The organism is Streptomyces sp. NPDC093984, assembly GCF_044764595.1.
GTDB classification, from domain to species: domain Bacteria; phylum Actinomycetota; class Actinomycetes; order Streptomycetales; family Streptomycetaceae; genus Streptomyces; species Streptomyces cynarae.
On the sequence record NZ_JBIWIM010000002.1, the window covers coordinates 193,339 to 214,158 of the forward strand.

The following is a 20,820-nucleotide window of genomic DNA, read 5'->3' on the forward strand; positions in this document are numbered from 1 at the left end:
CGCCGCCGGTCAGAAGAGTGGCGCGGGGGACCGGAGGAACGTGAGGACGGATGAACCACTCGGACTGTGACCGTGTGCACAGAAGCCGTCTCGGCCCACCGGCGGCGCGGACGGCACCCCGGTGCTCGCCTCTCACTGCGGCGTCTCCGCCCGCGCGATCCTGCGGAGCACGTCAGGCCGTACGATCACCAGCGCCCGTCGGCCGGTGCGGACCACGTCACGCCCCCGCAGCTCCTTCAGCAGCCGCTGCACCGCCTCGCGTGAGGCGCCCACCGAGCCGGCCAGCTCCTGCTTGCTCAGCGGCACCGACAGCTCGACGCCCTCGGCCGTGCGGTGGCCGTGGGTACGGGCGAGGTCCAGCAGCAGGGTCGCGAACCGCTCCCTGACGGTCATGGACGCGAACTCCAGACGGCGTCGGTCGGCGGCGCGGGTGCGGTCCGAGGTGAGGCCGAGCAGGGCGAAGGAGACGGCGGGAGAGCCGGCCAGGAACTCAGTGAAGCGTTCGCGCTGGACGGCCACGGCCCGTACCGGTTCCAGTGCGGTCACGGTCGCCGAGCGGGTCCGGCCGGTCAGCGCCGCCGACTCGCCGATGATGTCGCCGGGCCCGCGCAGGGCGAGGAGCGCCTCGTAGCCGTTGGCGGCGGCCGCCGTGACCTTCGTCCAGCCGTGGACGACGAACAGCACGTGCGCGGACGGCTCCCGTTGACGCAGCAGCACCCCGCGGGGCGGGAAGTCCAGCTCGTGACCGAGGGCGAGCAGCGTGGCCCGGTCCCCCTTCTCCAGCCGGGCCAGGAACGGCACCCGGTCGTCGAGACCGTCGTCCGCCGCTGACTCGTCCGGTGGCGCGGCAGGCGTCTGCCGCGGTAATGCGTGTGGTATGTCCCCCGTCATCGAACCTCGTCCCCCACAACCCGAACAGGGACCGCTCAACGTACAGAAGCGACGAGCCGCGCGGGGAGGGAACGGTCGGGGTTCATGCCGAAGGGGCAAGAACTGGGAGCAGAGAACCCGGACAAGTCCGGCGTGTCGGGGGGCGCTCCATTTGTTTTGACCGAAGTCCGTACGGTAGGTACGCTCAGACCTTGTGCCTGGGGTGTGCCCTGGCTCTCGTGCGTGCCTTCACACCGCACCGGGAGCCGTGACCGGCCACCGTAATCTGCGCCCTTTTCGCCTAGCGGCGGGAGTCTGCGGGATTCGACACACCCGACCGCGTGGGTCGGCGACGTTCCAGGTTAGCTGTACCCATCGGCACACAGAAACCGGAGAAGTAGTGCCTACGATCCAGCAGCTGGTCCGCAAGGGCCGGCAGGACAAGGTCGAGAAGAACAAGACGCCCGCACTCGAGGGTTCCCCTCAGCGCCGCGGCGTCTGCACGCGTGTGTTCACGACCACCCCGAAGAAGCCGAACTCGGCCCTCCGCAAGGTCGCGCGTGTGCGTCTGACCAGCGGCATCGAGGTCACGGCCTACATTCCGGGTGAGGGACACAACCTGCAGGAGCACTCCATCGTGCTCGTGCGCGGCGGCCGTGTGAAGGACCTGCCGGGTGTTCGCTACAAGATCATCCGCGGCTCCCTCGACACCCAGGGTGTCAAGAACCGCAAGCAGGCCCGCAGCCGTTACGGCGCCAAGAAGGAGAAGTAAGAATGCCTCGTAAGGGCCCCGCCCCGAAGCGTCCGGTCATCATCGACCCGGTCTACGGCTCCCCTCTGGTGACCTCCCTGATCAACAAGGTGCTGCTGAACGGCAAGCGCTCCACCGCCGAGCGCATCGTCTACGGCGCCATGGAGGGCCTGCGCGAGAAGACCGGCAACGACCCGGTCATCACGCTCAAGCGCGCTCTCGAGAACATCAAGCCGACCCTCGAGGTCAAGTCCCGCCGTGTCGGTGGCGCCACCTACCAGGTCCCGGTCGAGGTCAAGCCCGGCCGTGCCAACACCCTGGCGCTGCGCTGGCTGGTCGGTTACTCCCGCGCCCGTCGCGAGAAGACCATGACCGAGCGTCTGCTGAACGAGCTCCTCGACGCGTCCAACGGCCTCGGCGCCGCTGTGAAGAAGCGCGAGGACACGCACAAGATGGCCGAGTCCAACAAGGCCTTCGCGCACTACCGCTGGTAGTCGCTACCCCATCGAGAACCGAGAGAAGACTGAAGCCTTATGGCTACCACTTCGCTTGACCTGGCCAGGGTGCGCAATATCGGCATCATGGCCCACATCGACGCGGGCAAGACGACCACCACCGAGCGGATCCTGTTCTACACCGGCGTTTCGTACAAGATCGGTGAGGTCCACGACGGCGCTGCCACCATGGACTGGATGGAGCAGGAGCAGGAGCGTGGCATCACGATCACCTCTGCTGCCACCACCTGTCACTGGCCGCTGGAGAACGTCGACCACACCATCAACATCATCGACACCCCGGGCCACGTCGACTTCACGGTCGAGGTGGAGCGCTCCCTGCGCGTGCTCGACGGTGCCGTGACGGTGTTCGACGGCGTTGCCGGCGTTGAGCCGCAGTCCGAGACGGTGTGGCGTCAGGCGGACCGCTACGGCGTTCCGCGCATCTGCTTCGTCAACAAGCTCGACCGCACCGGCGCCGAGTTCCACCGCTGCGTCGACATGATCTCCGACCGCCTGGGCGCGCAGCCGCTGGTCATGCAGCTGCCGATCGGTGCCGAGGCGGACTTCAAGGGCGTCGTCGACCTGGTGAAGATGAAGGCCCTGGTGTGGTCCGCCGAGGCCACCAAGGGCGAGATGTACGACACCGTCGACATCCCGGCCACGCACACCGAGGCCGCCGAGGAGTGGCGCGGCAAGCTGCTCGAGGCCGTCGCGGAGAACGACGAGGAGCTGATGGAGCTGTACCTCGAGGGCGAGGAGCCCACCGAGGAGCAGCTGTACGCGGCGATCCGTCGTATCACCATCGCGTCCGGCAAGGGCACCGGCACCACCGTCACCCCGGTGTTCTGCGGTACCGCGTTCAAGAACAAGGGCGTTCAGCCCCTGCTCGACGCGGTCGTGCGCTACCTGCCGTCCCCGGTCGACATCGAGGCCATCGAGGGCCACGACGTCAAGGACCCGGAGACGGTCATCAAGCGCAAGCCGTCCGACGAGGAGCCCCTCGCCGCGCTGGCGTTCAAGATCATGAGCGACCCGCACCTGGGCAAGCTCACCTTCGTCCGCGTGTACTCCGGCCGCCTGGAGTCCGGCACCGCCGTGCTGAACTCCGTCAAGGGCCGTAAGGAGCGCATCGGCAAGATCTACCGCATGCACGCCAACAAGCGTGAGGAGATCGAGTCGGTGGGCGCCGGCGACATCGTCGCGGTCATGGGTCTGAAGCAGACCACGACCGGTGAGACGCTGTGCGACGAGAAGGCCCCGGTGATCCTGGAGTCCATGGACTTCCCGGCGCCGGTCATCCAGGTCGCCATCGAGCCCAAGTCGAAGGGCGACCAGGAGAAGCTGGGCGTCGCGATCCAGCGCCTGGCCGAGGAGGACCCGTCCTTCCAGGTCCACTCGGACGAGGAGACCGGCCAGACCATCATCGGCGGTATGGGCGAGCTGCACCTCGAGGTGCTGGTCGACCGTATGCGCCGTGAGTTCAAGGTCGAGGCCAACGTCGGCAAGCCGCAGGTCGCGTACCGCGAGACCATTCGCCAGAAGGTCGAGAAGGTCGAGTACACCCACAAGAAGCAGACGGGTGGTACCGGCCAGTTCGGTCGCGTCATCATCTCGATCGAGCCGATCGAGAGCGGCGACACCTCGTACGAGTTCGTGAACCAGGTGACCGGTGGTCGTATCCCGAAGGAGTACATCCCTTCGGTCGACGCCGGTGCGCAGGAGGCCATGCAGTTCGGCATCCTCGCCGGTTACGAGATGACCGGCGTGCGCGTCATCCTGCTCGACGGTGCCTACCACGAGGTCGACTCCTCCGAGCTCGCGTTCAAGATCGCCGGTTCGCAGGCCTTCAAGGAGGCCGCGCGCAAGGCCAAGCCCGTGCTGCTCGAGCCGATGATGGCCGTCGAGGTCACCACGCCCGAGGACTACATGGGTGAGGTCATCGGTGACATCAACTCCCGCCGTGGTCAGATTCAGGCCATGGAGGAGCGTGCCGGCGCCCGTGTCGTGAAGGGCCTGGTTCCGCTGTCGGAGATGTTCGGCTACGTCGGCGACCTCCGCAGCAAGACGTCGGGTCGCGCGAGCTACTCGATGCAGTTCGACTCCTACGCCGAGGTTCCGCGGAACGTCGCCGAGGAGATCATCGCGAAGGCCAAGGGCGAGTAACGCACCCCGTTCACACGCTTTAGGCTTGACACCGACCGCCGGGGTTTCAAAACCCCGTTTCACCCGGGTGGGAGCGACCCCGGCGGCCGGCACCCCAGCAAAGATCACCTGGCGCCGATGAGTAAGGCGTACAGAACCACTCCACAGGAGGACCCCAGTGGCGAAGGCGAAGTTCGAGCGGACTAAGCCGCACGTCAACATCGGCACCATCGGTCACATCGACCACGGTAAGACGACCCTCACGGCCGCCATTACCAAGGTGCTGCACGACGCGTACCCGGACCTGAACGAGGCCACCCCGTTCGACAACATCGACAAGGCGCCCGAGGAGCGCCAGCGCGGTATCACCATCTCCATCGCGCACGTCGAGTACCAGACCGAGTCGCGTCACTACGCCCACGTCGACTGCCCGGGTCACGCGGACTACATCAAGAACATGATCACCGGTGCGGCGCAGATGGACGGCGCCATCCTGGTGGTCGCCGCCACCGACGGCCCGATGCCGCAGACCAAGGAGCACGTGCTCCTGGCCCGCCAGGTCGGCGTGCCGTACATCGTTGTCGCCCTCAACAAGGCCGACATGGTGGACGACGAGGAGATCCTGGAGCTCGTCGAGCTCGAGGTCCGTGAGCTCCTCACCGAGTACGAGTTCCCGGGCGACGACGTTCCGGTCGTCCAGGTCTCCGCTCTGAAGGCGCTCGAGGGCGACCCGAAGTGGACCCAGTCGGTCCTGGACCTCATGAACGCTGTCGACACCTCCATCCCGGAGCCCGAGCGTGACGTCGACAAGCCGTTCCTGATGCCCATCGAGGACGTCTTCACGATCACCGGTCGTGGTACGGTCGTCACCGGCCGTATCGAGCGCGGTGTCCTGAAGGTCAACGAGACCGTCGACATCATCGGCATCAAGCCGGAGAAGACCTCCACCACGGTCACCGGCATCGAGATGTTCCGCAAGCTGCTCGACGAGGGCCAGGCCGGTGAGAACGTCGGTCTGCTGCTCCGCGGCATCAAGCGCGAGGACGTCGAGCGCGGCCAGGTCATCATCAAGCCGGGCTCGGTCACCCCGCACACCGAGTTCGAGGCGCAGGCCTACATCCTGTCCAAGGACGAGGGTGGCCGCCACACGCCGTTCTTCAACAACTACCGCCCGCAGTTCTACTTCCGTACGACGGACGTGACCGGCGTGGTGACCCTCCCCGAGGGCACCGAGATGGTCATGCCGGGTGACAACACCGAGATGAAGGTGGAGCTCATCCAGCCCGTCGCCATGGAGGAGGGCCTCAAGTTCGCCATCCGTGAGGGTGGTCGGACCGTGGGCGCCGGCCAGGTCACCAAGATCGTCAAGTAAGTTCCGCTTGCTTGAGGGTCTGACCCTCTGGGTCAGCTGACCTGAAGAGGCCCGCACGACTTGGGTCGTGCGGGCCTCTTCGCGTTGTCACGAAAGTATTCGACGCGTACGACCCCTGGTTCCCTGGTTCCCACGGTGCCCTCCGCCCACTATTTGTCATGCGCTGAGCAAATTCGGGTGAGTCGCGTGAGGGGTGAGCCATGTCTGTCAGCCGCAGGGCGGTGTTGGGCGCGGGAGTCGCCGCGGTGCCGGTGCTGTCGTCCGGGGTCGCGTGGGCGGCGGGCGGGGAGTTGCGGGACTTACGGGTGACCGATCCGGGGGCGTACATCTCCTTCACGGGCGGCGCCCTCTCCCTCGTCGGTGCCCCGGTGGTGGTGAGCGGCGCCGATCATCCCGGGGTGGTACGGGCGGCGGGCGACCTGCGCGACGACATCGAGCGCGTCACGGGCGTACGGCCGGGCACGACGATCGCCCGGGAGGCCGTGCTGATCGGGACGATCGGGCGCAGCCCGTTGATCGACGGGCTGGTGGCGTCCGGGAAGCTCGATGTGACCGGCGTGCGCGGCAAGTGGGAGACGTCGTTGCAAACGGTGGTCGAGCAGCCGATACCCGGAGTCGAGCGCGCCCTTGTCATCGCGGGCAGCGACCCGCGCGGCACGATCTTCGGGACGTACGACGTCTCGTACGGCATCGGTGAGCGGTGGGGGAGTGGCGCCGCATCGACGGCATCGGCCGTACGGGCGCCGGAATGACCCCCTGGCCGGTCACGGCCCCGCGCCACAGCCCGGGAGGCTCCTCACCCCGCCTGGAGTACGAGGTGACGCTGCTGACGCCGGGAGCGGTCACGGTGTGGGCCTACGTCTCACCGCGCAATCCGGCGCTGCCGACGGGCGGACTGCGCTATGCGGTGTCCTTCGACGAGGACGCCCCTCAGACGGTCGACAGCACCGTGGGTGCCGACGACGGCGCACTGAACACGACCTGGGCACGGAACACCTCGGACAACGTCAACAGGACGGCGACGCAGCACGTGGTCGCGGGCGCCGGTGTCCACCGCCTGAAGTTCTGGATGGTGGACCCGACGGTGGTGCTGCAACGTCTGCTGATCGACACGGGCGGGCTGCCCGAGACGTATCTGGGGCCGCTGGAGAGCCGGCGCCTCTGAGCCGTGCGTACAAGCGCTGAGTGCGAGCACTCATGTGCCTGCCGACCGCCCCACGACGGGTGGTCCCACTGGGTCCTCGCCGTCCCCGCACCCGGCACCGTCGTGCTCGTGCTCGTCTTCGCGTCGACGGTGCCCTGGCCGGGCTGATCCCCGAGGCTGTTCGGGCGAACGGCCGGTGTCGTGCTCAGAGGCGCGACGGGCGCGGTCCTACGTTCGGGCGGCATGGAGAACGCAACGGCCGCCCCCATGCCCGGACCCAGCCGGCGCAGCGCCTTGTCCGGGCTCGCCGGTGCGGCCGGTGCCCTGCTGGCCGCCGGATGCACGGCCGCGGACACCTCCTCGGGACACAGGCCGGTGGCCGGAGCGTCGGCCTCCGCGACGGCCGGCGCCCCGGCACCCGGTGCGATGACGCTCTTCGACGCCCCGGAGTTCAATTTCAGCGGGCTGCTGGCGCTCGGCGCGGCCGGTCAGCGCAGCAGCGAGGTGGGCGAGGTGCTCACCGCCGTGAACGCGATCAACAAGGCCGGCCTCTCCGCACAGACGTACGTCCAGACCTTCAGGAACCTCGGCGACCAGCTGATGAAGGCGCCGGAGGGCGGCAGAGCCGACCGGGAGACCCGGCGCTTCCGTGCCCTGCGGGCCTCGCAGTACTACTCCCAGGCGCTGTTCTTCGTCCTCGGCTCCAACGACCCCGACAGCGAGGAGGCGCTGTACAGGGCCGGGCGCGGCGCCTGGGACACCTTCTGCGGGCTGTGCGACCCGGCGCCGGTGACGGCGAAGGTCCCGTACGGGAGGACCCCGCTGCCCGTGTGGCTCTTCCGCCCGGACGCATCGGGCCGAGCTCGCCCCACCGTGATCCTCACCAACGGCAGCGACGGACAGAACGTCGACATGTGGACGTACGGCGTGTCCGCCGCCCTGGACCGGGGGTGGAACGCACTCGTGTACGAGGGACCTGGCCAGGGCCGGCTGATCTTCATCGACCAGGTGGTGTTCACCCCGCGCTGGGAGAACGTGGTCAGGCCGCTCGTCGACTGGCTGGTCGCCCGCTCCGACGTCGACGCCGACAGGATCGCCCTCACGGGGCTGAGCATGGGGGGCTGCCTGGCTCCCCGCGCGGCCGCCTTCGAGCGCCGGATCGCGGCCCTGGTGGCGATGCCCGGCTGCCTGGAGCCGTGGCTCGGCTTCCCCCCGGAGCTCCGGAAGGTCCTCAGCCCGGACAAGGCGGAGACCAACGCCGTCTGGAACAAGGAGGTCGTGCCGGCGCTGTCCCCCGCCGACGCGGCCACGCTGAAGAAACGCTTCGAGCCCTTCTCGGCCCCGGCGATGCTGGCGGCCCGCAAGGGAAGGATGTTCACGGACTTCCACACCCCGGCCGACCTCATCCGGTCGCTGAGGATCACGGACGTCGTGGGCCGCATCAAGGCCCCCACCCTGGTCCTCGACTACCAGGACGAGCAGTTCTACCCGGGTCAGGCACCCCAGATGTACGACAAGCTGAGGGCCCCCAAGGACTACGTGAAGCTCACGGCGGCGACGGGCGCCCAACTGCACTGCTCACCGATGGCTCCGCAGCAGCACTGCGAGGTGGTGTTCGACTGGCTGGGGGAGAGGTTGGCGAGGGGCTGACGCTCCAGGTTGCCCTGGGCTGGTCATGGCGAGCGGCTCCGCCAGGCGTACGGGAGCCGCTCGCGGGCTGCTCGGGGCGGGAACCAGTGCGGTCACTCGTCTTCGCGCGGTGCAGCCAGGCGGCGACTCCCGGGGCCAGGTGGGCCGTGTCGCAGGCGCTGAGCAGCAGGCGCGGGTCCCGGTGGTGCAGGGTGGCCAGGAGGTCGGTGGCCGTGCGGAGGAGGGCGGGGGAGGGGTGCGCCGGCTGGGGCCGGGCGGGAGCGGGTGTTTCTTGCGGGGTCCTCGCGGCCTCCCGCTGGAGGTGTGTTCCGCGGGGGCCGAGTCCGCAGGTGCGACACATTTCCCGGGAGTGTTGCAGTTCAGTGGGTCCACCACGCCCGTGGAGACGGCCGGAACGGGTGCGCAGCTCGCGTGACCCGGCGGCGATCCGGTTGCGTCCCTCCGGGAAGCGCTCCGCGAGAGTTGGACATCCAGGGCCCCCGGCTCGCCGTCACGCCGACCGCCCGCACGGTCGGCCTTCCTGTCGTACGCCACCCGGGCTGTGCCTTCGGCCTATGTCGTCACCCGCGGGTCCGTGCTCGTGCTGCGCGCCCAGATCGCGTGCTTCGCTGTCGACGCCCGGCGTCTGGCCAGGACGGGGCCGAGTACGGCCGCCAGTGCCAAGGCCGGGAGCGGAAGGTAGCCCGTCGCGTGGGAGGCGGTCCCTGTCAGCACGGGGATCGCGCCGACGGCCGCGGCCGCGTACAGGGCGACGATCAGCAGGCGGCCGGCCGGGGTCGTACGGCAGACACCGGACCAGTTTCGGGCCGCCACGGACGGGGCCGTGGAGGTCAGGGCGCGCTCGCTGCGCGTGAGGCGTGCGACGTCCGACCGGGAAGCCGTGAAGCGGAAGATCCGGCCGTCGGGGGCCAGGTGGACGCCGGGGACCCGCCTCTTCTCGTCGGTCATCCGCCAGCGCCGGGCCCAGAGCAGCCGGCCACCGCCGGAGCCGAACTCCGTCGCCAGGGCCGCGATGTCGGACGGCGACCCCACGGTCAGGTCCGGTGAGCCGTACTCGGTCGACGCCCGCAGGGAGAGGCGTACGTCCACCTTGGTGGTGCCCGCCCGGGAGCCGACGGTCGTGTGCTCCTCCCGTGTCGCCGTCAGTGCGTCCACCCGCACCGCGTACACCCGGCCCGCCGCCGCGTCCTCCGTCAGCAGACGCCGGGGACCGCCCCCCACCAGGCTGCTGCCGGCCAGTCCGGAGGCCAGGGCCACAGCGACCGCGATGACACTCAAGAAGATCGGTCCCAAGGCGAACGGCGGCCCCCAGCCTCGTACGTACGCCGTGATGTCGGTGCTGTCGTCCACCCAGCCGCCCAGCTCCGGGTGCCCGGGGGCGTAGAGGATCGACACCTTGTCGTCGGCATGGGGCGCATGGGCGACGATGCCCCGGTCCACGGACAGCTTGGTGCCGTCGGCCAGTGCGGCGGTGAAGGACGCGTACCAGTAGACGCCGTGCTTCTGCCCGGAGACGCCCACGTGGGACGCCTCCTCGGCCCTGACCCCGGTGATCTCGGCCGTCGCCACCCGCGCACCCGCGTCCTGGAGCGCGGCGAGCGTACGGGCCTGGCGACCGTCCGGCTGCCAGGCCAGTACCTGCGCCGCGACCAGCGCGTACACGGCGAGGGTGCCCGCCAGGACGCCGGCCTGCGCGGCCAGGGGGACGCGGGGGATCACCCCCGGGACGGGGAGTTCGGCGTGCGCGTCCGGGTCGGGCTTCATCAGGGGCGGGCCGATCAGCGGTGCGCGACGGGTCGCCGCCACCCAGCCCAGGCCGCACACCAGCGCGACGGCGAGCGCGGCCAGGATGTCCCAGCGGGGGACCGGTGCCCCGTATCCGAGAAGGGGCAGCAGGGCGGCCACGGCGGCGGACATCAGGGCCGAGGCGCCCCAGCGGCGGGTCCAGACGGTGGATCTTCGCATGGGCCGATACAAGCGTTCGGGCGCCCGTGTGTACAGGTCGCGTGTGCTGCGCCCGATCCAGGGTGGTCAGACGGCCGTCACTGTCCCGGGTCGCGGTGCCGGAGCGGTCGGTTCAAGGCTTGACGGGCGTCGCCGGTCGTGCACCGTGATCTCCTGACGCACGCGGGTCAGGACAGGACCGCGACCCGCGCCGAGTTCGGGGGCCTGGCCGGACGGAGCCTCTGCGATAGCCGTCTCGATGGCGATGCGCGTCCTCTCGGGCTCCCGCCGGTAGCGGACGCCGGAGACGGCGGCGCGGTTGGTCACCTGCATCCATGTGATGTCGTGGCCCACGTGCTCCACCCGCACGAGCTTCGAGAAGAGCCATTCGCGTCTGGTCCTGCCGACGAACAACACCCGGTGGGCGGTGATCAACAGCGTTCCGGAGTCCCGTACGGCGGCTTCCTGGCCGTTCGTGGCGGGCTGCACCATGTCGGCGTCGGTCATCCACCACACCGACTCGCCCCGCTTCCGCTTGCCCCAGTCCGCGAGCCACTCACCGCCGATTCCCTCGTCCTCCCCCAACTCCGCCGCGAACTCGGCCAGCGCGACCAGTCTCTCGCGCTCTCGCTCCCAAGCCCGCATCTCGCGTTCATGGAGTTCCACTGCGCGCCTCGCCCTACGCGCCTCGCGGGCCGGCCGGGTGCGGCGGTGGACGTACCAGGCCGCCACGAGCAGGCCGAGAACCAGCAGCACCGTCAGCAGCAGGATCAGCCACTCGGCCAAGGTCCACTGGTCGTCCACCGCGACGTCCAGTCGCCTGGTCGCGGTGTTGCCGTACGCGTCCGTCGCGGTGACCGTGACCCGGTATGTGCCGGGGGCGAGAGCCCTGGTCACGGTCGCCGCGTGCCCGGTCGAGGTGAAGCCGTCGTGCTCGCCCGAGCCGTACGTCACCGACACTTTCGCGTGGGCCTCGGTGGTCACGGCGAGGGACAGGTCGCCCCGGGCAGCGCGGCCGGCGTCCGGCGTGACCTTGAGAAGCGGCGCCACGGTGTCGACGACCAGGTTCCGGTCCGTCGCACGGCCGGTGCGTCCGTACGGGTCGGCGACCGTGACGACCGGTGCCGGGTAGCGTCCGTCCGCCATCCGGGTGTCGATCGTGGCACTGCCGTCGCCGTCCGTGGTGAAGGCGCGGTCCACCGCCTTACCGACCGTGAGCCGGCCCTTGCTGCGCGGCGGAGCCGTGACGGTGAACCGTACGAGGCCCGATCCCCGCGACCTGTCGGCGTTCACCCGCGGGGCGAGCGCGCCGAGACCCACGCGTACCTTCTGCTCCGCGTGGCCGACGTTGCCCGCCTCGTCGGTCACGGCCAGCCGGGCGGTGAAGCTGCCGTTCGGGAGGAACAGAGTCTGGTCCGAGACCTCGCCGTCGCTGCCCACGGTGCCGGTGATCCGCTCCTTGCGGCCCTGGACGGTCAGCTCGTACGCCGCACCCGCTTCGGAAGTGAACGCCACCCGTGAGGTGGCGGTCGCCGTGTCCGGATCCGCCACGGAGAAGTCGCTGATGGCGGGAGCCTCCGCGTCGACATCGAGCGTGACGTCGTCGGACTCGTCACTGGTGTTGCCGGCGGCGTCCGTGGCCGTGACGGCATACGTGTGCGAGCCGTCGGCGGCCGTGAAAGTGATGGTCTGGGCGCCTCCGGTGGCCGTTGCCTCCGCTACGGTGCGGTGGGCGGTGCCGTACTCGTCGGTCTCCGTGACCTCGATCCGCGCCCCCCGCTCGGCGGTGACCGTCAGGCTGACACGGCCCCCCTTGCCCGCGTGCTGTCGGGTGACCTCCGGCTGCCGCGGTGCGGTGATGTCGACGGACGCGGTGGGCCCGCTCTCGTCCGACCCGCCGCAGTACGTGTCGTACCCCAGATCCCCGCACACGTACGAGCCGGTGTCGGAAGGACAGGAATGCCAACGGTGGCATCCGTCGCGGTGTGCCTCGGCCGTGACCGGAAGCAGCCCGATCAGCAGTACGGCACTGCCGATGACCACGCCGGTACGCGGCAGCCATCTGCCGGATCCGCGCAGCGTTGATGTCATTGTCAAACCCCCACCCCAGCGCATCCCCATGCGCTCCGTGCTCAACAGGGGGCACAGAGTAGACCGAAGATCGCCGGACGGCGTCTGCCGGGTGAGAGACTGTTACGCGGGTGGAAGCGGCCGGTTGTCGACGAGCGTGCTTCCGAGGGGGGCCTCACGACCCGCGGGGTTTGTTCTACGTCACTCCCGGGGTAATCTCTCCGGCCCGATTGGCCAGGCCCCCGCCCCTTATGGCAGACTGTCGGAGTTGCTCGGTCGAGTGTTGATGCTGCGCGCCTCCCGCCGGGAGGACCGGAAGCGAGTCCCACAGTACTCGTCGTCCTAACTGCCTGAGGGCAGCGCTGGGGCGGACGTACGGGAATCTTCCGGGAAGCGTGGGCGCGGCGCCGACCAGGCACCCGGTGGGCCTTTCGGTCCCGGTCGGCGCGGTTCGCAGGGCCGTGCGCAATCCCGCAGGGATGTTCGGACAAGGGACATCTGTGTCAGCGGGGGTGCGACACGCCCGACCGCGTGGGTCGGAGGACGAGGGCAGGGAATACGCCGGGTTCCAGAGCGTAAGAGAGACAGGACTACGAAGTAGCCATGGCGGGACAGAAGATCCGCATCCGGCTCAAGGCCTACGACCACGAGGTCATCGACTCCTCGGCGAAGAAGATCGTCGAGACGGTGACCCGCACTGGTGCGTCGGTCGCGGGCCCGGTGCCGCTGCCCACTGAGAAGAACGTGTACTGCGTCATCAAGTCGCCGCACAAGTACAAGGACTCGCGCGAGCACTTCGAGATGCGCACGCACAAGCGCCTGATCGACATCCTCGACCCGACCCCCAAGACCGTTGACTCTCTGATGCGACTCGACCTCCCGGCCGGCGTCGACATCGAGATCAAGCTCTGAGGCCGGTGATCTGAAGAGATGGCTAAGCAGATCAAGGGCATCCTGGGCGAGAAGCTCGGTATGACGCAGGTGTGGGACGACAACAACCGCGTTGTCCCGGTCACCGTCGTCAAGGCCGGGCCGAACGTCGTCACCCAGGTCCGTACGAACGACGTCGACGGCTACGAGTCCGTCCAGATCGCCTTCGGCGAGATCGACCCGCGCAAGGTGAACAAGCCCCTCAAGGGTCACTTCGCCAAGGCCGACGTCACCCCTCGTCGTCACCTCGTCGAGATCCGCACCGCGGACGCCTCCGAGTACACGCTCGGCCAGGAGATCACCGCTGAGGTGTTCGAGGCCGGTACGAAGGTCGACGTCACCGGCAAGAGCAAGGGCAAGGGCTTCGCCGGTGTCATGAAGCGTCACAACTTCAAGGGCCTCGGCGCCGGTCACGGCACCCAGCGCAAGCACCGCTCCCCCGGCTCCATCGGTGGCTGCGCCACCCCGGGCCGTGTGTTCAAGGGCCTCCGCATGGCGGGTCGCATGGGCAACGAGCGGGTCACCACCCAGAACCTGACCGTCCACGCCGTTGACGCGGAGAAGGGTCTGCTGCTCATCAAGGGCGCGGTTCCCGGTCCGAACGGCGGCCTCGTCCTGGTCCGCACCGCGGCCAAGGGGGCCTGAGGTAACCGATGAGCACTGTTGACATCCTTTCGCCGGCGGGCGAGAAGGCCGGTTCCGTCGAGCTCCCTGCGGAGATCTTCGGCGTTGAGAAGGTCAGCATCCCGCTGATCCACCAGGTCGTCGTCGCGCAGCTGGCCGCTGCCCGCCAGGGCACGCACAAGACGAAGACGCGTGGCGAGGTCCGTGGTGGCGGCAAGAAGCCGTACCGCCAGAAGGGCACCGGTCGCGCCCGCCAGGGTTCGACCCGCGCGCCGCAGTTCGCCGGTGGTGGCGTCGTGCACGGTCCCGTGCCGCGCGACTACTCGCAGCGGACCCCGAAGAAGATGAAGGCCGCGGCCCTGCGCCACGCCCTCACCGACCGGGCCCGCAACAACCGCATCCACGTCGTGACCGACGTGGTCGAGTCGGACATCTCCACCAAGGCCGCCAAGGCTCTCCTCGCCAAGATCAGCGAGCGCAAGAACGTGCTGCTGGTCGTCGACCGCGAGAACGAGAAGGCCGTGCTGTCCGCTCGCAACCTGCCCCAGGTCCACATCCTGGAGCCGGGCCAGCTGAACACGTACGACGTGATCGTCTCCGACGACGTGGTCTTCACCCAGGCCGCTTTCGAGTCCTTCGTGTCCGGCCCGAAGGCCACTGACACCGAAGGGAGCGAGGTCTGATGGCTATCCGTCACCCCGCCATTGCCTCGAAGGCCGCCAAGGCCGCCAAGGCCGCGCGCGTCGCCAAGGCGCGTCGTCACGCCGCGGAGGGCAAGAACACCGTCGAGACCCCGCTGAGCAAGACGTACACGGACCCCCGTGACGTCCTGATCAAGCCGGTCGTCTCCGAGAAGAGCTACGCGCTCCTCGACGAGAACAAGTACACGTTCATCGTCGACCCGAGTGCCAACAAGACCCAGATCAAGCAGGCCGTCCAGGCGGTCTTCTCGGTCAAGGTCACCGGGGTCAACACGATCAATCGCCAGGGCAAGCGCAAGCGGACCCGCACCGGCTTCGGCCAGCGTGCGGCCACCAAGCGCGCGATCGTGACCCTCGCCGAGGGCGACCGTATCGACATCTTCGGCGGTCCGACCGCCTGAGGGCGGTCCGGATCGTCCGATATCGGACGAGGACTGAGAAATGGGTATCCGCAAGTACAAGCCGACTACGCCGGGCCGTCGTGGCGCCAGCGTCGCCGACTTCGTCGAGGTCACGCGGTCCACGCCGGAGAAGTCGCTGGTCCGTCCCCTGCACAGCAAGGGCGGCCGTAACAATTCCGGTCGTGTGACCGTCCGCCACCAGGGCGGTGGCCACAAGCGCGCCTACCGCGTGATCGACTTCCGTCGTCACGACAAGGACGGCGTGCCGGCGAAGGTCGCGCACATCGAGTACGACCCCAACCGCACCGCGCGCATCGCGCTGCTGCACTACGCCGACGGCGAGAAGCGCTACATCCTCGCCCCGCGCAACCTGCAGCAGGGCGACACCGTGGAGAACGGTCCCGGGGCCGACATCAAGCCGGGCAACAACCTGGCCCTCCGCAACATCCCGGTCGGTACCACGATCCACGCGATCGAGCTCCGTCCGGGTGGCGGCGCCAAGTTCGCCCGCTCCGCCGGTGCCTCCGTGCAGCTGCTCGCGAAGGAGGGCGCCTACGCCCACCTGCGCATGCCGTCCGGTGAGGTCCGCCTCGTCGACGTCCGCTGCCGCGCCACCGTCGGCGAGGTCGGCAACGCCGAGCAGAGCAACATCAACTGGGGCAAGGCGGGCCGCAAGCGGTGGCTGGGCGTTCGCCCGACCGTCCGTGGTGTGGTCATGAACCCGGTCGACCACCCGCACGGTGGTGGTGAGGGCCGTACCTCCGGTGGCCGTCACCCCGTTTCCCCGTGGGGCCAGAAGGAAGGTCGTACGCGTTCTCCCAAGAAGGCGAGCAACAAGTACATCGTCCGCCGCCGCAAGACGAACAAGAAGCGCTAAGGACGGGTTGAGATGCCTCGTAGCTTGAAGAAGGGGCCCTTCGTCGACGACCACCTGATGAAGAAGGTGGACTCGCAGAACGAAGCCGGCACCAAGAACGTCATCAAGACCTGGTCCCGCCGCTCGATGATCGTCCCGGCCATGCTGGGCCACACGATCGCGGTGCACAACGGCAAGACCCACATCCCGGTGTTCGTCACCGAGTCGATGGTCGGCCACAAGCTCGGCGAGTTCTCGCCGACCCGCACCTTCCGGGGCCACGTCAAGGAAGACCGGAAGTCGAAGCGCCGCTAGTAGCGGATCGCATTCAGACACGTAAGTAACTGAAGGGACAACCATGGAAGCCAGGGCCCAGGCGCGGTACATCCGCGTCACGCCCATGAAGGCCCGCCGCGTGGTGGACCTCATCCGTGGCATGAACGCCACGGAGGCCCAGGCCGTCCTGCGATTCGCTCCGCAGGCCGCCTCGGTGCCGGTGGGCAAGGTGCTGGACAGCGCCATCGCCAACGCCGCGCACAACTACGACCACACCGATGTCGACAGCCTCTTCGTTTCCGAGGCGTACGTCGACGAGGGCCCGACCCTGAAGCGGTTCCGTCCGCGTGCCCAGGGCCGTGCCTACCGGATCCGCAAGCGGACCAGCCACATCACCGTGGTCGTCAGCAGCAAGGAAGGAACCCGGTAATGGGCCAGAAGGTAAACCCGCATGGGTTCCGGCTCGGTGTCACGACCGACTTCAAGTCGCGTTGGTACGCCGACAAGCTGTACAAGGACTACGTCAAGGAAGACGTCGCCATCCGTCGGATGATGACGTCCGGCATGGAGCGCGCCGGCATCTCCAAGGTGGAGATCGAGCGCACCCGTGACCGCGTGCGTGTGGACATCCACACCGCTCGTCCGGGCATCGTCATCGGCCGCCGTGGCGCCGAGGCCGACCGCATCCGCGGTGACCTCGAGAAGCTCACGGGCAAGCAGGTCCAGCTGAACATCCTCGAGGTCAAGAACCCCGAGACCGACGCTCAGCTCGTGGCCCAGGCCGTCGCCGAGCAGCTCTCCTCCCGCGTCTCCTTCCGTCGGGCCATGCGCAAGAGCATGCAGTCCGCCATGAAGGCCGGCGCCAAGGGCATCAAGATCCAGTGCGGTGGCCGCCTCGGCGGCGCCGAGATGTCCCGCTCGGAGTTCTACCGCGAGGGCCGTGTGCCCCTGCACACGCTCCGCGCGAACGTGGACTACGGCTTCTTCGAGGCCAAGACGACCTTCGGCCGCATCGGTGTGAAGGTCTGGATCTACAAGGGCGACGTCAAGAACATCGCCGAGGTCCGCGCCGAGAACGCCGCCGCCCGTGCGGGCAACCGCCCGGCGCGTGGCGGTGCCGACCGCCCGGCCCGTGGTGGCCGCGGTGGCGAGCGGCGCGGTCGCAAGCCGCAGCAGGCTGCCGGCGCCGAGGCCCCCAAGGCCGAGGCCCCTGCCGCTCCGGCTGAGAGCACCGGAACGGAGGCCTGACCGAAATGCTGATCCCCCGTAGGGTCAAGCACCGCAAGCAGCACCACCCCAAGCGCGACGGCGCGGCCAAGGGTGGCACGACGGTTGCGTTCGGCGAGTACGGCATCCAGGCGCTCACCCCGGCCTACGTGACGAACCGCCAGATCGAGGCCGCTCGTATCGCCATGACGCGTCACATCAAGCGTGGTGGCAAGGTCTGGATCAACATCTACCCGGACCGTCCGCTCACCAAGAAGCCCGCCGAGACCCGCATGGGTTCCGGTAAGGGTTCTCCGGAGTGGTGGATCGCCAACGTCAAGCCCGGACGCGTGATGTTCGAGCTGTCGTACCCCAACGAGAAGATCGCCCGTGAGGCGCTGACCCGTGCGGCCCACAAGCTGCCGATGAAGTGCCGGATCGTCAAGCGCGAGGCAGGTGAAGCGTGATGTCGGCCGGTACCAAGGCGTCCGAGCTGCGCGAGCTGGGCAACGAGGAGCTTCTGGGCAAGCTCCGCGAGGCCAAGGAAGAGCTGTTCAACCTCCGCTTCCAGGCGGCGACGGGCCAGCTCGAGAACCACGGCCGTCTGAAGGCGGTCCGCAAGGACATCGCGCGGATCTACACCCTGATGCGCGAGCGTGAGCTGGGCATCGAAACGGTGGAGAACGCCTGATGAGCGAGAACAACGTGACTGAGAACACTGAGGCGCGCGGCTTCCGCAAGACCCGTGAGGGTCTCGTCGTCAGCGACAAGATGGACAAGACCGTCGTCGTCGCCGTCGAGGACCGCGTCAAGCACGCGCTGTACGGCAAGGTCATCCGCCGTACGAACAAGCTCAAGGCGCACGACGAGCAGAACGCCGCGGGTGTCGGCGACCGCGTCCTCCTGATGGAGACCCGGCCGCTGTCCGCGACCAAGCGCTGGCGCGTCGTCGAGATCCTCGAGAAGGCGAAGTAAGAAGCGGGGGCTTCAGCCCCCGCTGACCCCGCCAGGGGCTGCCGCCCCTGGTACCCCGTCGGGGGCTTTGGCCCCCGAGCCCGGGCACCCGCTCTCGGCCTCCGGCCGACGGGCGAGGCCCGGGGAGGCCGACGCCAGGCGGTCCGGCCGGCCCGCGAGTCCTCGCGGAATCCGGCCGGACGGCCTGCGGCCCGGGCGGCCCGCGCGTGAGCGCGGTCCCGCCCCCGGCGGAGAGGGTTTCCGCCTGCAGAGGTGCAAGTAATTCCTGCGGGGCAGACCTCGCAGGAGAGTTCCGCCAGGCTCTCCGGGCAGGCCCCGGAGGGAACCGGCAGACGATCAGGAGATAGACGTGATCCAGCAGGAGTCGCGACTGCGTGTCGCCGACAACACTGGTGCGAAGGAGATCCTTTGCATCCGTGTGCTCGGTGGCTCCGGTCGCCGCTACGCGGGCATCGGTGACGTCATCGTCGCCACCGTCAAGGACGCGATCCCCGGTGGCAACGTGAAGAAGGGTGACGTCGTCAAGGCGGTCATCGTTCGCACCGTCAAGGAGCGCCGCCGTCCGGACGGCTCGTACATCCGCTTCGACGAGAACGCCGCCGTCATTCTGAAGAACGACGGCGACCCTCGCGGCACCCGCATCTTCGGCCCGGTCGGGCGTGAGCTGCGCGAGAAGAAGTTCATGAAGATCATCTCGCTGGCTCCGGAGGTGCTGTAAGCATGAAGATCAAGAAGGGCGACCTGGTCCAGGTCATCACCGGCAAGGACAAGGGCAAGCAGGGCAAGGTCATTGCCGCTTTCCCGCGCGAGGAGCGCGTCCTGGTCGAGGGTGTCAACCGGGTCAAGAAGCACACCAAGGCTGGTCCGACCGCTCGCGGCTCGCAGGCCGGCGGCATCATCACGACCGAGGCCCCCATCCACGTGTCCAACGTTCAGCTGGTCGTGGAGAAGGACGGCAACAAGGTCGTGACCCGCGTCGGCTACCGCTTCGACGAGAACGGCAACAAGATCCGCGTTGCCAAGCGGACGGGTGAGGACATCTGATGGCTACCACCACCACTCCGCGTCTGAAGCAGAAGTACCGCGAGGAGATCGCGGGCAAGCTGCGTGACGAGTTCAAGTACGAGAACGTCATGCAGGTTCCCGGCCTCGTCAAGATCGTGGTCAACATGGGTGTGGGCGATGCCGCCCGCGACTCCAAGCTGATCGAGGGCGCCATCCGCGACCTCACCACGATCACCGGTCAGAAGCCGGCCGTCACCAAGGCCCGCAAGTCCATCGCGCAGTTCAAGCTGCGTGAGGGTCAGCCGATCGGTGCCCACGTCACGCTCCGTGGCGACCGCATGTGGGAGTTCCTGGACCGCACCCTGTCGCTCGCGCTGCCGCGCATCCGCGACTTCCGCGGCCTGTCCCCCAAGCAGTTCGACGGCCGTGGCAACTACACCTTCGGTCTCACGGAGCAGGTCATGTTCCACGAGATCGACCAGGACAAGATCGACCGCGTCCGGGGTATGGACATCACCGTGGTCACCACGGCGACCAACGACGCTGAGGGCCGCGCGCTCCTTCGTCACCTCGGCTTCCCGTTCAAGGAGGCGTGAGCGAGATGGCGAAGAAGGCTCTGATCGCTAAGGCTGCTCGCAAGCCCAAGTTCGGTGTGCGCGCGTACACCCGCTGCCAGCGCTGCGGCCGTCCGCACTCCGTGTACCGCAAGTTCGGCCTCTGCCGCGTGTGCCTTCGTGAGATGGCTCACCGTGGCGAGCTGCCGGGCGTGACCAAGAGCTCCTGGTAATCCCCCAATTGGGGATTCCCCAGGGCTCTCGGTAAGCAACTGGGGCGGCAGGACGCCCAGCCCGCATGCCTTAGGCTTGTGGGGTTGGGCGTCTGTCGCCGCCCTTACGACTTACTACGCCGTAGGTCCACCGCGCCGCACCCGTCCCGTCTCGGATCGGGGAGAGGGATGGCGCACCAGGAAACCCCGGCGAGAGAGGCCGAAGGCCAATTCATGACCATGACTGATCCGATCGCAGACATGCTCACGCGTCTGCGGAACGCGAACGCGGCGTACCACGACACCGTGACGATGCCGCACTCCAAGATCAAGTCGCACATCGCGGAGATCCTCCAGCAGGAGGGCTTCATCACGGGCTGGCGCGTCGAGGACGCCGAGGTCGGCAAGAACCTCGTCCTGGAGCTGAAGTTCGGCCCCAACCGTGAGCGCTCCATCGCGGGCATCAAGCGGATCTCCAAGCCCGGTCTCCGGGTGTACGCGAAGTCCACCAACCTGCCGAAGGTGCTCGGCGGCCTCGGCGTGGCGATCATCTCCACGTCTCACGGGCTCCTCACCGACAAGCAGGCCGGCAAGAAGGGCGTGGGTGGGGAAGTCCTCGCCTACGTCTGGTAGCAGAAGG

At 68.5% G+C, this 20,820-nt stretch carries 24 protein-coding genes and 2 pseudogenes; 23 read left to right on the forward strand and 3 right to left on the reverse strand.

From position 1 onward, the window contains the following. Positions 1-132: 132 nt before the first annotated feature. Entirely contained in the window at positions 133-891 is a 759-nt protein-coding gene (locus ACIRC0_RS08685) for a Crp/Fnr family transcriptional regulator (protein WP_403613192.1), read from the reverse strand. Positions 892-1,270: 379 nt separating this feature from the next. Between ACIRC0_RS08685 and rpsL the strand changes: the two genes are divergently transcribed. The 7 genes and pseudogenes from rpsL (at position 1,271) to ACIRC0_RS08720 (ending at position 8,426) form a co-directional block, all read left to right on the forward strand. Beyond that, the gene (gene rpsL / locus ACIRC0_RS08690) at positions 1,271-1,642 is read left to right on the forward strand and encodes a 30S ribosomal protein S12 (protein ID WP_003948652.1); all 372 of its coding nucleotides are present in this window, start codon (positions 1,271-1,273) and stop codon (positions 1,640-1,642) included. A gap of 2 nt (positions 1,643-1,644) precedes the next feature. Next, entirely contained in the window at positions 1,645-2,115 is a 471-nt protein-coding gene (rpsG, locus tag ACIRC0_RS08695) for a 30S ribosomal protein S7 (RefSeq protein ID WP_003998848.1), read from the forward strand. Between the two features lie 39 nt (positions 2,116-2,154). Next, complete coding sequence (gene fusA, locus ACIRC0_RS08700) at positions 2,155-4,281, forward strand: elongation factor G (protein WP_403613195.1); 2,127 nt, start codon at positions 2,155-2,157, stop codon at positions 4,279-4,281. Between the two features lie 157 nt (positions 4,282-4,438). Beyond that, a complete protein-coding gene (gene tuf, locus ACIRC0_RS08705; RefSeq protein ID WP_103841183.1) occupies positions 4,439-5,632 on the forward strand; it encodes an elongation factor Tu in 1,194 nt (397 codons plus the stop codon). Positions 5,633-5,832: 200 nt separating this feature from the next. Next, positions 5,833-6,327 (forward strand): annotated as a pseudogene (locus ACIRC0_RS08710) (glycosyl hydrolase); the annotation flags it as partial. Positions 6,328-6,341: 14 nt separating this feature from the next. Next, a pseudogene (locus tag ACIRC0_RS08715) lies at positions 6,342-6,797 on the forward strand (glycosyl hydrolase); the annotation flags it as partial. A 222-nt stretch (positions 6,798-7,019) separates the two neighbouring features. After that, entirely contained in the window at positions 7,020-8,426 is a 1,407-nt protein-coding gene (locus ACIRC0_RS08720; RefSeq protein ID WP_403613199.1) for an alpha/beta hydrolase family protein, read from the forward strand. A gap of 552 nt (positions 8,427-8,978) precedes the next feature. Here the strand turns inward: ACIRC0_RS08720 and ACIRC0_RS08725 are convergent. Continuing rightward, complete coding sequence (locus tag ACIRC0_RS08725; RefSeq protein WP_403613202.1) at positions 8,979-10,391, reverse strand: hypothetical protein; 1,413 nt, start codon at positions 10,389-10,391, stop codon at positions 8,979-8,981. A gap of 66 nt (positions 10,392-10,457) precedes the next feature. Further along, a complete protein-coding gene (locus ACIRC0_RS08730; protein ID WP_403613205.1) occupies positions 10,458-12,461 on the reverse strand; it encodes a hypothetical protein in 2,004 nt (667 codons plus the stop codon). A gap of 582 nt (positions 12,462-13,043) precedes the next feature. Here ACIRC0_RS08730 and rpsJ point away from each other — a divergent pair. From rpsJ to rpsH, 16 genes are all read left to right on the forward strand, one after another. Beyond that, entirely contained in the window at positions 13,044-13,352 is a 309-nt protein-coding gene (gene rpsJ / locus ACIRC0_RS08735) for a 30S ribosomal protein S10 (RefSeq protein WP_003948644.1), read from the forward strand. 18 nt (positions 13,353-13,370) lie between these two features. Then, on the forward strand, positions 13,371-14,015 hold the full coding sequence (gene rplC / locus ACIRC0_RS08740; RefSeq protein WP_200418824.1) for a 50S ribosomal protein L3: 645 nt from the start codon (positions 13,371-13,373) through the stop codon (positions 14,013-14,015). An 8-nt stretch (positions 14,016-14,023) separates the two neighbouring features. After that, positions 14,024-14,677 carry a 50S ribosomal protein L4 gene (gene rplD, locus ACIRC0_RS08745; protein WP_200418825.1) on the forward strand — a complete coding sequence of 218 codons (654 nt, stop codon included), beginning with the start codon at positions 14,024-14,026 and terminating at the stop codon, positions 14,675-14,677. Then, positions 14,677-15,096, forward strand: coding sequence for a 50S ribosomal protein L23 (rplW, locus tag ACIRC0_RS08750; RefSeq protein WP_403613210.1), 420 nt, complete (start codon positions 14,677-14,679; stop codon positions 15,094-15,096). The genes rplD and rplW overlap by 1 nt, the downstream gene beginning before the upstream one ends. A 40-nt stretch (positions 15,097-15,136) precedes the next feature. After that, complete coding sequence (rplB, locus tag ACIRC0_RS08755; RefSeq protein WP_403613212.1) at positions 15,137-15,973, forward strand: 50S ribosomal protein L2; 837 nt, start codon at positions 15,137-15,139, stop codon at positions 15,971-15,973. Between the two features lie 12 nt (positions 15,974-15,985). Then, positions 15,986-16,267 (forward strand): 30S ribosomal protein S19, encoded by a 282-nt coding sequence (rpsS, locus tag ACIRC0_RS08760; RefSeq protein WP_039656232.1) that lies wholly within the window; start codon positions 15,986-15,988, stop codon positions 16,265-16,267. A gap of 43 nt (positions 16,268-16,310) precedes the next feature. Continuing rightward, positions 16,311-16,658 carry a 50S ribosomal protein L22 gene (rplV, locus tag ACIRC0_RS08765; protein WP_030601197.1) on the forward strand — a complete coding sequence of 116 codons (348 nt, stop codon included), beginning with the start codon at positions 16,311-16,313 and terminating at the stop codon, positions 16,656-16,658. Beyond that, positions 16,658-17,476 carry a 30S ribosomal protein S3 gene (gene rpsC / locus ACIRC0_RS08770; protein WP_055706471.1) on the forward strand — a complete coding sequence of 273 codons (819 nt, stop codon included), beginning with the start codon at positions 16,658-16,660 and terminating at the stop codon, positions 17,474-17,476. Before rplV ends, rpsC begins: the two co-directional genes overlap by 1 nt. 5 nt (positions 17,477-17,481) lie before the next feature. Next, positions 17,482-17,901, forward strand: a complete 420-nt coding sequence (rplP, locus tag ACIRC0_RS08775) for a 50S ribosomal protein L16 (RefSeq protein WP_103837549.1) — start codon at positions 17,482-17,484, stop codon at positions 17,899-17,901. Further along, the gene (rpmC, locus tag ACIRC0_RS08780) at positions 17,901-18,125 is read left to right on the forward strand and encodes a 50S ribosomal protein L29 (protein ID WP_018564811.1); all 225 of its coding nucleotides are present in this window, start codon (positions 17,901-17,903) and stop codon (positions 18,123-18,125) included. Before rplP ends, rpmC begins: the two co-directional genes overlap by 1 nt. Continuing rightward, positions 18,125-18,409 carry a 30S ribosomal protein S17 gene (rpsQ, locus tag ACIRC0_RS08785; protein ID WP_004984524.1) on the forward strand — a complete coding sequence of 95 codons (285 nt, stop codon included), beginning with the start codon at positions 18,125-18,127 and terminating at the stop codon, positions 18,407-18,409. The genes rpmC and rpsQ overlap by 1 nt, the downstream gene beginning before the upstream one ends. Before the next feature lie 349 nt (positions 18,410-18,758). After that, positions 18,759-19,127: a 50S ribosomal protein L14 gene (gene rplN / locus ACIRC0_RS08790; RefSeq protein ID WP_003998823.1), complete on the forward strand. Its 369-nt coding sequence runs from the start codon at positions 18,759-18,761 to the stop codon at positions 19,125-19,127. 2 nt (positions 19,128-19,129) lie between these two features. After that, positions 19,130-19,453 (forward strand): 50S ribosomal protein L24, encoded by a 324-nt coding sequence (rplX, locus tag ACIRC0_RS08795; RefSeq protein ID WP_103837548.1) that lies wholly within the window; start codon positions 19,130-19,132, stop codon positions 19,451-19,453. Next, the gene (gene rplE / locus ACIRC0_RS08800; RefSeq protein WP_019753095.1) at positions 19,453-20,010 is read left to right on the forward strand and encodes a 50S ribosomal protein L5; all 558 of its coding nucleotides are present in this window, start codon (positions 19,453-19,455) and stop codon (positions 20,008-20,010) included. Before rplX ends, rplE begins: the two co-directional genes overlap by 1 nt. Before the next feature lie 5 nt (positions 20,011-20,015). Next, entirely contained in the window at positions 20,016-20,201 is a 186-nt protein-coding gene (locus tag ACIRC0_RS08805) for a type Z 30S ribosomal protein S14 (RefSeq protein WP_003956452.1), read from the forward strand. A gap of 213 nt (positions 20,202-20,414) precedes the next feature. Continuing rightward, entirely contained in the window at positions 20,415-20,813 is a 399-nt protein-coding gene (gene rpsH / locus ACIRC0_RS08810; protein WP_103837545.1) for a 30S ribosomal protein S8, read from the forward strand. Positions 20,814-20,820: the final 7 nt, after the last annotated feature.

What these genes read in the sequence shown, in the direction of transcription:
- ACIRC0_RS08685 (WP_403613192.1), bottom strand. Translation starts at nt 891, where the DNA reads ATGACGGGGGACATACCACACGCATTACCGCGGCAGACGCCTGCCGCG.
- rpsG (WP_003998848.1), top strand. Translation starts at nt 1,645, where the DNA reads ATGCCTCGTAAGGGCCCCGCCCCGAAGCGTCCGGTCATCATCGACCCG.
- fusA (WP_403613195.1), top strand. Translation starts at nt 2,155, where the DNA reads ATGGCTACCACTTCGCTTGACCTGGCCAGGGTGCGCAATATCGGCATC.
- ACIRC0_RS08720 (WP_403613199.1), top strand. Translation starts at nt 7,020, where the DNA reads ATGGAGAACGCAACGGCCGCCCCCATGCCCGGACCCAGCCGGCGCAGC.
- ACIRC0_RS08725 (WP_403613202.1), bottom strand. Translation starts at nt 10,391, where the DNA reads ATGCGAAGATCCACCGTCTGGACCCGCCGCTGGGGCGCCTCGGCCCTG.
- ACIRC0_RS08730 (WP_403613205.1), bottom strand. Translation starts at nt 12,461, where the DNA reads ATGACATCAACGCTGCGCGGATCCGGCAGATGGCTGCCGCGTACCGGC.
- rpsJ (WP_003948644.1), top strand. Translation starts at nt 13,044, where the DNA reads ATGGCGGGACAGAAGATCCGCATCCGGCTCAAGGCCTACGACCACGAG.
- rplC (WP_200418824.1), top strand. Translation starts at nt 13,371, where the DNA reads ATGGCTAAGCAGATCAAGGGCATCCTGGGCGAGAAGCTCGGTATGACG.
- rplD (WP_200418825.1), top strand. Translation starts at nt 14,024, where the DNA reads ATGAGCACTGTTGACATCCTTTCGCCGGCGGGCGAGAAGGCCGGTTCC.
- rplW (WP_403613210.1), top strand. Translation starts at nt 14,677, where the DNA reads ATGGCTATCCGTCACCCCGCCATTGCCTCGAAGGCCGCCAAGGCCGCC.
- rplB (WP_403613212.1), top strand. Translation starts at nt 15,137, where the DNA reads ATGGGTATCCGCAAGTACAAGCCGACTACGCCGGGCCGTCGTGGCGCC.
- rpsS (WP_039656232.1), top strand. Translation starts at nt 15,986, where the DNA reads ATGCCTCGTAGCTTGAAGAAGGGGCCCTTCGTCGACGACCACCTGATG.
- rplV (WP_030601197.1), top strand. Translation starts at nt 16,311, where the DNA reads ATGGAAGCCAGGGCCCAGGCGCGGTACATCCGCGTCACGCCCATGAAG.
- rpsC (WP_055706471.1), top strand. Translation starts at nt 16,658, where the DNA reads ATGGGCCAGAAGGTAAACCCGCATGGGTTCCGGCTCGGTGTCACGACC.
- rplP (WP_103837549.1), top strand. Translation starts at nt 17,482, where the DNA reads ATGCTGATCCCCCGTAGGGTCAAGCACCGCAAGCAGCACCACCCCAAG.
- rpmC (WP_018564811.1), top strand. Translation starts at nt 17,901, where the DNA reads ATGTCGGCCGGTACCAAGGCGTCCGAGCTGCGCGAGCTGGGCAACGAG.
- rpsQ (WP_004984524.1), top strand. Translation starts at nt 18,125, where the DNA reads ATGAGCGAGAACAACGTGACTGAGAACACTGAGGCGCGCGGCTTCCGC.
- rplX (WP_103837548.1), top strand. Translation starts at nt 19,130, where the DNA reads ATGAAGATCAAGAAGGGCGACCTGGTCCAGGTCATCACCGGCAAGGAC.
- rplE (WP_019753095.1), top strand. Translation starts at nt 19,453, where the DNA reads ATGGCTACCACCACCACTCCGCGTCTGAAGCAGAAGTACCGCGAGGAG.
- ACIRC0_RS08805 (WP_003956452.1), top strand. Translation starts at nt 20,016, where the DNA reads ATGGCGAAGAAGGCTCTGATCGCTAAGGCTGCTCGCAAGCCCAAGTTC.
- rpsH (WP_103837545.1), top strand. Translation starts at nt 20,415, where the DNA reads ATGACCATGACTGATCCGATCGCAGACATGCTCACGCGTCTGCGGAAC.